This window comes from Candidatus Schekmanbacteria bacterium RIFCSPLOWO2_02_FULL_38_14 (genome assembly GCA_001790855.1).
Classification (GTDB): domain Bacteria; phylum Schekmanbacteria; class GWA2-38-11; order GWA2-38-11; family GWA2-38-11; genus 2-02-FULL-38-14-A.
In genome coordinates this window covers 58,274-71,181 of record MGDH01000016.1, presented here as the reverse complement: position 1 = coordinate 71,181, position 12,908 = coordinate 58,274, and the positions used below count along the sequence as shown (strand labels likewise).

Annotated in this window: 13 protein-coding genes; all 13 read left to right on the top strand. The window is 37.4% G+C overall.

What is annotated here, in order from left to right:
* Nucleotides 1-87 precede the first annotated feature (87 nt).
* The 13 genes from A3H37_06430 (at nucleotide 88) to A3H37_06370 (ending at nucleotide 12,907) form a co-directional block, all read left to right on the top strand.
* Nucleotides 88-915 (top strand): hypothetical protein, encoded by an 828-nt coding sequence (locus A3H37_06430; protein OGL50492.1) that lies wholly within the window; start codon nucleotides 88-90, stop codon nucleotides 913-915.
* Nucleotides 916-928: 13 nt separating this feature from the next.
* Nucleotides 929-1,705, top strand: coding sequence for a hypothetical protein (locus A3H37_06425; GenBank protein ID OGL50497.1), 777 nt, complete (start codon nucleotides 929-931; stop codon nucleotides 1,703-1,705).
* Nucleotides 1,705-2,532 carry an oxidoreductase gene (locus A3H37_06420; GenBank protein OGL50491.1) on the top strand — a complete coding sequence of 276 codons (828 nt, stop codon included), beginning with the start codon at nucleotides 1,705-1,707 and terminating at the stop codon, nucleotides 2,530-2,532. The genes A3H37_06425 and A3H37_06420 overlap by 1 nt, the downstream gene beginning before the upstream one ends.
* A 377-nt stretch (nucleotides 2,533-2,909) precedes the next feature.
* Entirely contained in the window at nucleotides 2,910-3,896 is a 987-nt protein-coding gene (locus A3H37_06415) for a hypothetical protein (GenBank protein ID OGL50490.1), read from the top strand.
* The gene (locus tag A3H37_06410) at nucleotides 3,893-4,399 is read left to right on the top strand and encodes a hypothetical protein (GenBank protein ID OGL50489.1); all 507 of its coding nucleotides are present in this window, start codon (nucleotides 3,893-3,895) and stop codon (nucleotides 4,397-4,399) included. Before A3H37_06415 ends, A3H37_06410 begins: the two co-directional genes overlap by 4 nt.
* Nucleotides 4,396-5,928 (top strand): hypothetical protein, encoded by a 1,533-nt coding sequence (locus tag A3H37_06405; protein ID OGL50488.1) that lies wholly within the window; start codon nucleotides 4,396-4,398, stop codon nucleotides 5,926-5,928. The genes A3H37_06410 and A3H37_06405 overlap by 4 nt, the downstream gene beginning before the upstream one ends.
* A 27-nt stretch (nucleotides 5,929-5,955) precedes the next feature.
* The gene (locus A3H37_06400) at nucleotides 5,956-6,969 is read left to right on the top strand and encodes a UDP-glucose 4-epimerase (protein ID OGL50487.1); all 1,014 of its coding nucleotides are present in this window, start codon (nucleotides 5,956-5,958) and stop codon (nucleotides 6,967-6,969) included.
* 9 nt (nucleotides 6,970-6,978) lie between these two features.
* Nucleotides 6,979-7,962, top strand: a complete 984-nt coding sequence (locus A3H37_06395; GenBank protein OGL50486.1) for an acetoin dehydrogenase — start codon at nucleotides 6,979-6,981, stop codon at nucleotides 7,960-7,962.
* Nucleotides 7,962-9,020, top strand: a complete 1,059-nt coding sequence (locus A3H37_06390; protein ID OGL50485.1) for an acetoin dehydrogenase — start codon at nucleotides 7,962-7,964, stop codon at nucleotides 9,018-9,020. The genes A3H37_06395 and A3H37_06390 overlap by 1 nt, the downstream gene beginning before the upstream one ends.
* A 106-nt stretch (nucleotides 9,021-9,126) precedes the next feature.
* Nucleotides 9,127-10,125, top strand: coding sequence for a hypothetical protein (locus A3H37_06385; protein ID OGL50484.1), 999 nt, complete (start codon nucleotides 9,127-9,129; stop codon nucleotides 10,123-10,125).
* Nucleotides 10,109-11,311: a hypothetical protein gene (locus tag A3H37_06380; GenBank protein OGL50483.1), complete on the top strand. Its 1,203-nt coding sequence runs from the start codon at nucleotides 10,109-10,111 to the stop codon at nucleotides 11,309-11,311. The genes A3H37_06385 and A3H37_06380 overlap by 17 nt, the downstream gene beginning before the upstream one ends.
* Before the next feature lie 16 nt (nucleotides 11,312-11,327).
* The gene (locus A3H37_06375) at nucleotides 11,328-12,104 is read left to right on the top strand and encodes a hypothetical protein (GenBank protein OGL50482.1); all 777 of its coding nucleotides are present in this window, start codon (nucleotides 11,328-11,330) and stop codon (nucleotides 12,102-12,104) included.
* A 29-nt stretch (nucleotides 12,105-12,133) separates the two neighbouring features.
* Complete coding sequence (locus A3H37_06370; protein OGL50481.1) at nucleotides 12,134-12,907, top strand: hypothetical protein; 774 nt, start codon at nucleotides 12,134-12,136, stop codon at nucleotides 12,905-12,907.
* Nucleotide 12,908: the final 1 nt, after the last annotated feature.

Here is a 12,908-nt window from a genome sequence, read left to right as displayed (position 1 = left end):
TTATTTAACTGAAAATAATGGTATTTTATCAAAAGAAGCATTTAACAAAAAAAAATTATCCTTGTCTGGATAATTGTGTCATAAAAGATGAAAGCAAAAAACTTAATAGGCATAATGCAGGGAAGATTGCTGCCACCTATAAATAACAGGATTCAGGCCTTTCCGGTGGAAAGATGGCATGAGGAGTTCCTGATTGCCAAAGAGTTAGGGCTTGACTGCATTGAATTTATTTTTGAGGGTGAGGACTTCAGGAAACATCCTCTGATGAGAAAAGAAGGCATTGATACAATTAAAAAGACAGAAACTGAAACAGGAGTCAGGGTTTTATCTGTATGCGCAGATTATTTCATGGATTTTCCTTTGCATAAAGGGGACCAGATTGGAAAAAACATTTCTGTTCTGAAGGAATTAATCAGCAACTCTTCGTTGCTGGGCGTCAGGGACATAATAATCCCCTGTGTAGACCATTCCAGGATTTCAAATCCTGAAGAAATGACGCAGTTTGAAAGCTCGCTGAACAGATGTATCCCATTGGCGGAGAAGTACAGCATAAATATTACCCTTGAGGCTGATTTGCCTCCAGAAGATTTTCTCTCTTTGCTCAACAGGTTTAAATCCCACTGCATAAAAGTTAATTATGATATGGGCAACAGCGCTTTCCTTGGGTATAATCCTGGTAAAGAGATTGATGCATATGGCAGGTGGATTACAGATGTGCATATAAAAGACAGAGTCTATAAAGGAGGAACTGTTCCTCTTGGCAATGGCAATGTTGATTTTCAAGTTGTATTTAATAAACTCAGGGAGATGAATTTTTCAGGGATATACATTTTTCAATCAGCAAGAAAAGAGACAGGCAGAGAAAAGGAAACCATAAAGGAATACATGAAGTTTATTGAACAATATCTTAATTAAGGAAGATGGCAGAGTGGACTTAGGTCTTAAAAATAAAGTATCGCTGGTAAGCGGCTCAAGCAGAGGGATTGGAAAGGCAATAGCCTGCGGGTTGTTAAAGGAAGGGGCTATAGTCTATATAACAGGAAGAAATAAAGAGATGCTTGACTCTGCCTACAATGATTTCAAGTCCCAATTTGGCGGCAGGGTTTATAAATTCAGCGGGGATTTGACCAATACAGATACAATTGAAAATCTTTTGAATGATATATTAAATAAGCATAACAGGCTTGATATAGTAGTGGCAAACATAGGTTCCGGGAGGTTTAAATCTGGATGGGATGTTGAGGATGAATTGTGGATGAAGAGTTTTGATATAAACTTTTTTTCATCAGTAAAACTCTCAAGAGAAGCCATCAGGGTAATGATTCCTCAAAAATCAGGAAATATTGTTTTTATATCATCAATCGCAGGCTGTGAGGCTATCCCTGCGCCGGTTGAATATTCCTCTGCAAAGTCTGCTTTGCTGAGTTATGTAAAAAACACCTCAAATTTGGTTGCCTCTATGGGCATAAGATTGAATGCTGTATCTCCGGGGAATATATATTTTGAGGGTGGTACGTGGGATATAAAATTAAATGAGAACAAAGAGGTAGTTGAAAAATATATTAAAGAGTCTGTGCCGTTGCAGAGACTTGGCAGGGCAGAGGAGATTTCGGACGCAGTATGTTTTTTGTCCTCTGACAGGACATCCTTTGTTACAGGGGCTAATTTTGTGGTTGATGGCGGACAGATAAAAAGGATTTTTTAATGGTTTTGGAGAAGTTCAGCTTAGAGAATAAAACCGGGATTATAACCGGTGGCGCGGGCTTGCTGGGGCGCAAACATGCAGAGGCTGTAATAGAAGCGGGCGGGATTCCTGTTATCGCGGACATCAATAAGAGATTGGCAGAAAAGACCGCATCTGAATTATCTTTGAAGTATAGAAAAGAAGCGATTGGCATCTATATGGATATTACTTCAAAGCAAAGTGTGGAGTCTGTGAGAGATGAGATTTTAAAAAGATTTTCAAGGATAGATTTTTTAATCAACAATGCTGCCATTGATCCAAAAGTCACAAATAAGCCAGATGAAAAACCTTGGTCCAGATTTGAAAATTTTCCAGAGGATATGTGGGACAAAGAACTGGATGTGGGACTGAAGGGGGCTTTTATTTGCAGTCAGGTTTTTGGTGCTGAAATGGCACGAAGAGGGAAAGGGGTTATTCTTAACATCTCATCTGACCTTGGTATCATAGCGCCTGACCAGAGGATTTATAAGAAAAAAGGCTTGGCTGATAATATGCAACCGGTTAAACCAGTAACTTATTCAGTAATAAAACATGGGTTGATTGGGCTCACAAAATATCTTGCTACTTATTGGGCAGATAAAGGCATTAGAGTTAATGCACTATGTCCCGCAGGAGTTTTTAACAACCAGCCCGAGGATTTTGTTAAGAGAGTAACAGACCTCATTCCAATGGGAAGAATGGCAAATATTGATGAATACAAAGCAGCAGTTTTATTTCTTCTCTCAGATGCTTCTTCATATATGACGGGCAGTATATTGGTGATTGATGGTGGGAGGACATGCTGGTGAAATATAAAATAGGTGACAATATATATGCACATCGTAGAGCTTAATGTCAATTTGTATATACTACTATAACTATAGGTGCTGATGTTTTAGGTGTTGGGTTTGATAATTATACTTGGACTTGAAGAAGATGCATTCATCACTGATATGGCAGGAACTCGTCCTAAACTACAGGGGAAAGACGAAGAAACGAAGGATTTTGTTATTTCCGATGAAGCAAAAAAGGATTACGAGGTCTTATAAACTTAGTCACTATTGAATCTCCTGGTCTGACGGCTTCTCCTTCAATTGGAAGAATAGCTACTAATATTGTATCTGAAATATTGGATTGATTCTGATATTGCATGATGCATATAATCGATTCCCATGAAGAGAATTTTATGGTAAGATTTCTATTCTTTGACAGAACATTTCTTAATATAAAACCTCTATCTGATAGGCAACATAACTTAACTACCTCAATAATAATGGAGTTAAATTACAATAAAAGTTTAGAAAAATATAAAAGGTTCAAAGTGATTGCAAATCGGGTCATTAATGCTAAGAAAAAAGATGCTTCTATTATTTTAATGATGGGTGGTCATGTTATTAGAGATGGTGTACAGAACTATTTAATTGACTTAATGAAGAGAAAATATATTTCATGTATAGCAATGAATGGTTCTGGCATGATACATGATTTTGAATTTGCACTTATTGGTGCAACAACAGAGAGTGTTGCTAAGTATATTAAAAAAGGGCAATTTGGTTTATGGAAAGAAACGGCAAAATTAAATGATATAATTAATAAGGCATATGAACAGGATAAAACTATCGGAATGGGTGAGGCAGTAGGAAGGATTATAAACAAAGGGAGTTTTCCTTATAAAAAAATCAGTTTGCTTGCAACTGCATATAGATTAAAGATACCTATTACAGTCCATGTAGGTTTAGGTTATGATATAATTCATGAGCATCCAAATTGTGATGGGGCAGCGACTGGAGCCCTTTCTTATAATGATTTTTTGAAATTTGCATATATAGTTCAAAAACTCGAGGATGGTGTAGTTATGAATTTTGGTAGTGCTATAATGGCTCCTGAGGTTTTTTTAAAAGCCCTCAGCATGGCAAGAAATGTTGCTCATCAACAGGGAAAAGTCATCAAGCATTTTACAACAATTGTTTGTGACCTTTATACTCTTCCTGAAAATTACAGTAAAGAACCTAACAAGGATAATCAGTATTATTATTTCAGGCCATGGAAAACCATGTTGGTCAGAACAATAGATGGTGGTAGTAGTTTTTATATCAAGGGTAAGCATGCAGATACTATTCCTGACCTTTGGATGGCGATAAACGAAGAGGAAAAGAGTTCTGAAGTCAGATGAAAGAAAATAAGATTCTTGAAATTAATGAATTGGCAAAAAAAATTCAGGTTTTGAAGTCTGAAGGAAATAAAATAGTCCACTGTCATGGTTGTTTTGATCTTATGCACCCGGGTCATATTAAGTATTTTCAAGCAGCCAAGAAAATGGGAAATATTCTTGTTGTAACAGTAACACGTGATATTTATGTTGATAAGGGTCATGATAGACCTGTCTTTAATCAAACATTAAGAGCTGAATCTATAGCAGCCTTAGAATGTGTTGATTATGTGGCCATCAATAAATGGCCAACTGCTGAAGAGACCTTAAGACTTTTAAGGCCACATATTTATGTTAAAGGACAGGAATTTGAGAATCTGGAGGACAAAACTGGTAAAATTCAAAGGGAATATAAGGTTATACAGGAGATAGGTGCAGAGACAAGATTTACCCATGAGATAGTTTTTTCTTCTACTGAATTGCTCAAAAAGTATTTTCTTAATAAAGATATGGAAAATACCAAATGAAAAAATCGATAAAAAATAAAATATTATTACTTGATGAGCTTATTAAGAAGGTTGAGACACTTAAGCAGTCAGAAAAAGTTGTCGTCCAAAGCCATGGGGTTTTCGACCTTATTCACCCCGGAGTTATAAAGCATCTTAATTCTGCTAAGAAAGAGGGTGATATCCTTGTAGTCACTGCTATAAAAGACAAGGATGTTCGAAGGGGACCCGGAAGACCTATTTTCCCTGAGAATCTGAGAATTGAAAATATTGCTTCATTAGAACAGGTAGATTATACTTGTTTAGTTGATGATGAGATACCTTTTGAATGTGTCAAAAGAATAAAACCAGATGTGTTTGCAAAGGGCCCGGCATACAAAGATCGGGATAGTAACATATACGGGAAGCTATTTGATAAACAAAAGGAATTATACTTTGGGAAAAGCAGAATATATGAGACTGATGGATTTTCATTCAGTTCAACCACAATAATAAAGGATTTTTTAAATATATACCCTGAAGAAACAAAGAGCTTTTTAAAGAAGTTTTCCAACAAATATAGCTTCTCACATATCGTAAAAAAGATAAACACCCTTAAAAAATTGAAGGTATTACTCATAGGAGATGGAATTATTGATGAGTATCACTACTGTGATGCACTTGGTAAATCTGCAAAGGCACATCTTGTTGTAAATAAATATTTGGACCACGAGGTTTTTGCAGGGGGTGCTTTTGCAATTGCAAATCATATTGGAGGCTTATGTAACGATTTGCTGTTAGTTTCTTTACTTGGCAGAGAGGATTCAAGAGAAGATTTTATTAAGGCCAATCTTAAGCCTAACATAAAGACAAATTTTTTCTACAGAGTAGATGGCCCAACTATTGTTAAAAAGAGATATATTAACCAGTATTTTAATCAAAAATTATTTGAAGTTAACTATTTAAGTGATAGCTATATTAATGATGACCTTGAGTCACAGGTCATCAAGTATTTAAAAACTGTAATACCTTCCTATGATATAGTTTTGATATCAGATTTTGGCCATGGCTTTATTACCAATAAAATAATCAAAGTCATTGAAAAATTTGCAAAGAAATTTGCAGTTAATACCCAGACAAATGCCGCAAATGCAGGTTACAATATGGTTACGAAATATTATAAGCCAACCTATGTCTGCCTGGATGAAACCGAGGTCAGGCTCACAGCTCAGGAAAAATATGCCAATATTGAAGATGTCGCTAAGAACATTGCTCGAGCCATTGATAGCGACTATTTTATGGTAACAAGAGGTAAACACGGCTCAATAGCTGTAAATAGCAATGGTGAGATAAATCGAACGCCTGTATTTTCAACTAAGGTAATTGATACAGTTGGTGCCGGAGATGCGTTCTTTGCTTATACCGCTCCATGCATTGCCAAAGGTATACCTTTGGATTTAGTTTCCTTTATTGGAAATGCAGCAGGAGCTTTAGCAGTTCAGATTGTATGCAATAAAAAACCAGTTGAGAAATATGAAGTCCTTGAGTTTATCCATGCACTATTAAAATAGTTGGAACCCTTTGGAGGAAAGTTTTATATGAGTAGTTCAAAAAAAGTTTTGGTAACAGGTGGCGCAGGTTATGTTGGTGCTGTATTAGTGCCAAAACTGCTGAACAAAGGCTATTGTGTTAAAGTAATTGATTTATATATTTATGGTGATGATGTTTTAGATTCAGTAAAAGACAATCCCAATTTGAAACAGATTAAGGGAGATATTAGAGATGATAGTTTACTTTGGCGGGAACTTCAAGGTGTAGATGCAGTTATCCATCTTGCCTGTATATCCAATGATCCCAGTTATGAACTCAATCCAGAGTTGGGTAAGTCCATTAATTATGATGCTTTTATCTCTTTGGTTGATATCGCCAAAAAGGTTGGAGTGAAAAGATTCATTTATGCTTCAAGTTCCAGTGTTTATGGTATAAAAGAAGAGGAGAATGTTACTGAAGATTTGCCATTAGAACCTCTGACTGATTATTCAAAGTATAAGGCATTATGTGAGACTTATCTAATGGAGCAACGTACCCCAGGCTTTGTTGTTTTGGTGCTGAGGCCTGCCACGGTTTGCGGATATTCACCGAGGCTACGTTTGGACCTTTCGGTTAATATTCTTACTAATCATGCAGTGAATAAAGGCAGGATTATGGTTTTTGGCGGTGAGCAGAAAAGGCCTAATATTCATATCGGAGACATGACTGACTTGTACGCAAAAACGCTTGAGTATCCGGATGATAAAATTGATGGTAAAATTTTTAATGCAGGATATGACAACATGAAAATCAAAGAAATTGCACAAGTGGTGCGGAAAGTAGTTTCCAGGGAGATGAATAATGACAGGATAGAGGTTGTTACAACGCCTACAGATGACAACCGTTCTTATCATGTTTCTTCGGAAAAAATCAAAAGAGAGCTGGGATTTGTAGCCAAGAGAACAGTTGAGCAGGCTGCAAGAGATCTCTGTGCTGCATTTAATGCGGGTAAGATTCCTAATCCTATGGAGGATAAGAAATATTACAACATTAAAACCATGCAGGCAATTAACCTAAAATAATTTTTAAAAATGATTATTAAAGAAAAAAAGTTAGAGCTTTATTATAATATGTTAAAAATCCGCATGGTGGAGGAAACCATTGTAGAGTTATATCCTGAACAACAGATGCGTTGTCCAGTCCATCTCTGCTCAGGCCAGGAAGCCATAGCCGCGGGTGTCTGTGCAAATCTTAGAAAAGAAGACTATGTAATGAGTAACCACAGGAGTCATGGCCACTTTCTTGCCAAAGGAGGCAGTCTTAGAGCGATGATGGCGGAAATATTAGGCAAAGCCACTGGTTGTACAAAAGGCAAAGGAGGTTCTATGCATCTTGTAGATCTTGAAGTAAATTATTTGGGATCGACCCCTATAGTAGGAGGAATTATTCCGGTTGCTGTAGGAGTTGCTTTTGGAACAGTTATGAAAGGAGAAAATAGAGTTACAGTTGTTTTTTTGGGAGACGCCGCTACAGAGGAAGGGGTGTTTTGTGAGAGTTTAAACTTTGCTGCCTTGAAAAAATTGCCGGTTGTTTTTGTTTGTGAGAACAACTTTTATTCTGTATATTCGCCGCTTTCAGTTCGTCAGCCAGAAGAACGTGATAATTTATCTATTGCAAGGGCATTTGGTATATACAGTGAAAAGGGGGATGGTAATGATGTAGAGGTAGTAGATCATATTGCTGGGAAAGCCATTGAACATGCCCGCAAATGTTTAGGGCCCTCCTTTATTGAGTTTGATACATATAGGTTTCGCGAGCACTGCGGACCTAATTATGATAATAATTTGGGCTATCGGTCGGAAGAAGAGTTTATGGAATGGTACCAGAAATGCCCTGTGGAAAACTTTGAAAAGCGTTTACTTCAGGAGGGAATTCTTCTTCAGCAGCAGATTAAAGAGTTCAGGCAAAAGATTAGATCGGAAATTGATGCGGCGATTAATTTTGCTAAGGAGAGCCCTTTCCCTGAGATTAATCAAATTTATTCTGATGTTTATGCTGGGGACGAATTAAGATAATGCGGGAACTTAATTACGCACAGGCAATTCTTGAGGCCACAAGCCAGTGTCTGGAAAATGCCCCTTCTGTCTATATTATGGGCCTTGGTGTTACTGATCCCAAAGGAATATTTGGAACCACCATTGGTCTTGAAAAAAAGTTTGGCAGTAAAAGGGTAATGGATATGCCCGTTGCAGAGAATGGAATGACAGGGGTTGCGATAGGTTCATCTCTGGTAGGGATGCGGCCAATTATTACCCACCAGCGTATTGATTTTATGCTCTTATCATTGGATCAAATCATCAATAATGCAGCAAAATGGCACTATATGTTTGGTGGAAAGATGAAAGTACCTTTGGTAATCCGTTTGATTATTGGGAGGGGTTGGGGTCAGGGGCCACAGCACTCGCAGAGCCTGCAGTCTATTTTTGCGCATATTCCCGGGTTGAAGGTTGTGATGCCGACTACGCCATATGATGCTAAAGGTTTATTGATAGCAGCAATTGAAGATGATAACCCGGTTATTTATCTCGAACACCGCTGGTTGCATAATATATTTGGTCATGTTCCAGAGGAGATGTATCGCGTTCCTATAGGCAAAGCAAAAAAAATGCGAGAAGGGAATTCAATAACAATCGTTGCTTCATCGTACATGTCTTTAGAGGCATTAAAAGCAGCAGATATTCTTGCCAAAGGCGGAATCAACTCCGACGTTATAGATTTGAGAACGATTAAACCCATGGACGAAGAATTAATTTTAGACTCTGTTAGGAGAACTGGCCATCTTTTGGTAGTAGATGGTGCATGGCGCAGCTTTGGTGTTTCTGCCGAAATAATAGCATTTGTATGTGAAAAGGCGCATAGCTATCTGAAATCTGCTCCTTCCCGTGTGACATTTCCGGACGTTCCAACTCCAACAAGTTGGGCACTGGCAAATCATTATTATCCTAAATCTGTTGATATTGTCAATGCAGCCGGAAAGATGTTTGGACTTCCCTTGCGGAGTGAAGAAGAACTCGGAATTTTTCATGATACCCCTCTGGATGTTCCGGACAGATCATTTACCGGTCCTTTTTAAAAAATGCTCCATATAGGCTATATTGAAATGAGGTAATGGGAAGTGAGAAATGGGTTCCCATTTCTTATTACCTCACTTCTAATGTTCAAGAGTACCAAGGTGAATAATGCAAAGTAAACAGAAAGTTATAGTAATAGGCAGTAACTCTTTTTCGGGTAGCGATTTTATAGATTTGTTGCTGGAAAAGGGAGGATACTCGGTTGCAGGTATCAGCAGGTCACCGGAGAAAAGTGCTTTGTTTTTACCTTACAAGAAGAGCAAGAACCCGGACTTTAAATTTTATAAGATGGATTTGAATAAAGGTATGTCTCAGGTTATCAATCTGGTTGATTCTTTTAAACCCGACTTTGTAGTGAATTTTGCTGCACAAAGCGAGGTAGCTCCGAGTTGGGAAAATCCTGGCCAGTGGTTTCAAACAAATGCAGTTTCAATTACTGAATTAGCACACGCTTTAAAAGACCGTAAATTTCTTAGACGGTATGTTCATATTTCTTCTCCTGAAGTATATGGCACCTGCGTAGGAATTGTAAAAGAAGACGCTCCGCTAAATTCCAGTACTCCTTATGCAGCATCTAAGGCTGCAGGGGATTTGTCACTTTTTACTTTTGTGAAGAACTTTGGATTTCCAATGGTAATGATCCGTTCTACCAATGTATATGGTGCGCACCAGCAATTATTTAAAATTATTCCAAGGTCAGCAATTTATTTAAAGTTAGGAAAGATTATTGAGCTTCACGGTGGTGGCAAAGCAGTCAAGTCTTATATCCATATAAGAGATATTTCAATCGGGGAACTTGCTGCGATGGAAAAAGGAAGAACAGGTGAAATCTACCACCTGTCTCCGGATCAAGGGATTGCTGTAAGGGATGTAGTGCGTATTATTTGTGAAAAAATGGGACTCGATTTTAATAAGGCAACAAAAACAGTTGCTGAGAGGCTTGGGCAGGATGCTGCCTATGTTATTGATTCTGGTAAAGCGAGAAAAGAATTTGAATGGAAACCAACTATCTCTATGGAAGAGGGTTTGGCTGGCGTTGTCAAATGGGTTGAGAATGATTGGGAGCAGATTAAAAAGGAGCCGCTCGATTATGTCCATAAAGCATGAAGATATAATTGTATGTAAAAGATCGTGGTGTGCAGTTTGCAATAATGAAAATCTCATTGAGATTATGAGTATGCCGGAATTGCCAATTACTGGTTTGTTTTCAAAAAAAAAGCATGCTGATTTTTCAGAAGGGTTTGATCAAGCTTTGTTATGGTGTCCGGAATGCGGACATGGTCAACTTCGAAATCAGATTAATCCTGAAATACTTTATGATTCTCAGAAATATACTTTCAGAACTTCTTTAAGTACAACCGCGCAACATGGGACTGAAATATTTCTTGATTATTTAAAAACTCTTATTCCAAACAAAAAAATTGAGTGCATTATTGATGTGGGATGTAATGATTTATATTTACTAAATAAAATGAAATCCTTTGGAAAGACAAGGATAGGAATTGATCCTATATGGACTTCAAAAAAACCAGATAATGATGACCAAAATTTACACGTTATAGGAGGGGCACTTGAAGACATTGATTTAGAAAAAGCCCTTCCCTGTAAGCCTGATCTAATTGTGTGCAGGCATACTCTTGAACATATTTTTGACCCTCAAACTGTTTTAAAAAAACTGATTGATTGTTCCACCGCAAATACACTTTTCCTTTTTGAAATGCCAGGATTTGAATCTTTGATAACAAAAGGAAGGTTTGATCAGGTTTTTCATGAACATTTACAATACTTTAGTTTAAGCTCGCTCAGTGTTCTTTTAGAAAAATGCGGAGCTGAGTTAATAGGTTTTACTGAAAATTATCACAATTGGGGTGCTTTAATTGTTGCTTTTAGAAAAAAGACTTCAAAACAAAAACGCTTTAAATTCCCTTTTGCAAAAGAAGATATTGAACGCAAGAGAAACCTGTTTTTCAGCCAAATGGATAATACGAGAAAAATATTATTTGAATTCAAGAACACCCATATATACGGGTATGGTGCTGCTCTGATGCTTCCGGTTTTAGCATATCATTTAAAAACTGACCTTTCGTTTTTGAAAGCAGTCATTGATGATGACAAAGAAAAAGATGATTTGTTTTATGCTAACCTTCCGGTTCAAGTTCAACATTCAAATAAAATTGAAAATACTAATGGGTTAACTATTTTTGTTACTGCGATTGATAATATTAAACCTATAATGACTAAACTATTTGCATTCAGACCTAAGCATATTATCTATCCTTTACATATAATTTGATATTAAGGAGATTATTTTGAATTTAGGAATTTTTGGCCGGTTAGCTTTAGTAACTGGCGGAGGTCGTGGTATTGGGCGGGCTATAGCACAATGTCTTGCAAGGGAAGGATCGCGTGTTGCCGTTGTTTCAAGGACTTCTGCTGATGTAGAAAGCTTGATAGATGAAATAGGTGGAAAAGTTAAGGGACATTTAGGAATAACACTTGACCTGACCGATGATACCGGTCCTGCAGAACTTGTTAAAATACTTAATAAGGACTTTGGAAAGCCATCTATATTGGTACATAATCTTGGTGGTACACTTGATATAAAGGATCCTTTTTGTTCTATTCAGGATTGGAGACGTATATATCGTTTCAATTTTGAAGTTGCAGTAGAATTAAACATACTTCTTGTTCCAAATATGCAAAAAAAGAAGTGGGGGCGTGTAGTTCACATTTCTTCTATTTCTTCGATGGAAAACCATGGCCCTGTAACTTATTGTGCAATAAAAGCTGCCTTGACAGCGTATACAAGAAGTTTTGGCGGTGTCGTTGCTCCAGATGGAGTCGTAGTTTCTGCCGTGCTTCCAGGTGCGGTTTTCACAGAGAAGGGATATTGGGATATAACCTTAAAAGAAAATCCTGAACATGTCAAAAAATTTCTGACTGAAAGGCAGCGCATTGGGCGTTTTGGTCAACCTGAAGAAATTGGAAACTTTGTCACATTTCTTTGTTCTGAATTAGCTTCTTTTAATACGGGAAGCATTATTCCTATAGATGGAGGACAGGGAAGAGGTTATTTTGGGCAATAGCTTAATTAAACTTGCAAGGGGGAAGATAGATGCATGAGGAATATCGCAAACGGATTGTTGAAATGGTTAGAAAGGGAAAGGATGGTCATATTCCAAGTGCATTTTCTATTGTTGATATAATAGCCATTTTATACAAAAACTATCTTAGATTTGATCCTGAAAATCCTGATTGGGAAGATCGTGATTATTTTATTTTAAGTAAAGGTCATGGGTGTCTTGCTCTGTATGTAGTCCTTAAAAGTTGTGGGTTTATTACAGAAGATGACCTTAATATGTTTTGCAAACCAGGAGGGATATTGGGTGAGCATCCTGATTGCACCAAAATTCCGGGAATCGAGGCATCTACAGGTTCTCTTGGCCACGGTTTTTCTTTTGCTGTTGGCATTGCTTTAGGACTTCGTATTCGTGGCAAATCTAACAGAGTGTTTGTTCTTGTTGGAGATGGAGAGTGTCATGAAGGCACTATTTGGGAAGCTGCTAATGTTGCAAATAATCTTCAGTTAGGAAATCTATGTGTTATGGTGGACTGGAACGGTTCTGCCGCACAGTTAATGCCTCGTGATGATTTTCCTTCGAAATGGAAGGCATTTGGCTGGACCACAATTGTAATAGATGGGCATTCGGAAGCAGAGATCAAATCTGCCTTATCAAATATAAATTTTTGTGTTAATGGTGCACCAATCGTGATAATTGCAAAGACCATTAAGGGAAAGGGTGTTCCTATGCTTGAAGGGCATGGGATATGGCACCACAAGATTCCAAATGAAGATGAATATAAAATAATTATGGAGGCACTCTCTTGAA

Excerpts from the sequence above, each read along its gene's own strand:
- A3H37_06370 (OGL50481.1), top strand. The coding sequence starts at position 12,134 with ATGCATGAGGAATATCGCAAACGGATTGTTGAAATGGTTAGAAAGGGA.
- A3H37_06385 (OGL50484.1), top strand. The coding sequence starts at position 9,127 with ATGCAAAGTAAACAGAAAGTTATAGTAATAGGCAGTAACTCTTTTTCG.
- A3H37_06415 (OGL50490.1), top strand. The coding sequence starts at position 2,910 with ATGGTAAGATTTCTATTCTTTGACAGAACATTTCTTAATATAAAACCT.
- A3H37_06430 (OGL50492.1), top strand. The coding sequence starts at position 88 with ATGAAAGCAAAAAACTTAATAGGCATAATGCAGGGAAGATTGCTGCCA.
- A3H37_06390 (OGL50485.1), top strand. The coding sequence starts at position 7,962 with ATGCGGGAACTTAATTACGCACAGGCAATTCTTGAGGCCACAAGCCAG.
- A3H37_06400 (OGL50487.1), top strand. The coding sequence starts at position 5,956 with ATGAGTAGTTCAAAAAAAGTTTTGGTAACAGGTGGCGCAGGTTATGTT.
- A3H37_06380 (OGL50483.1), top strand. The coding sequence starts at position 10,109 with ATGTCCATAAAGCATGAAGATATAATTGTATGTAAAAGATCGTGGTGT.
- A3H37_06410 (OGL50489.1), top strand. The coding sequence starts at position 3,893 with ATGAAAGAAAATAAGATTCTTGAAATTAATGAATTGGCAAAAAAAATT.
- A3H37_06420 (OGL50491.1), top strand. The coding sequence starts at position 1,705 with ATGGTTTTGGAGAAGTTCAGCTTAGAGAATAAAACCGGGATTATAACC.
- A3H37_06395 (OGL50486.1), top strand. The coding sequence starts at position 6,979 with ATGATTATTAAAGAAAAAAAGTTAGAGCTTTATTATAATATGTTAAAA.
- A3H37_06405 (OGL50488.1), top strand. The coding sequence starts at position 4,396 with ATGAAAAAATCGATAAAAAATAAAATATTATTACTTGATGAGCTTATT.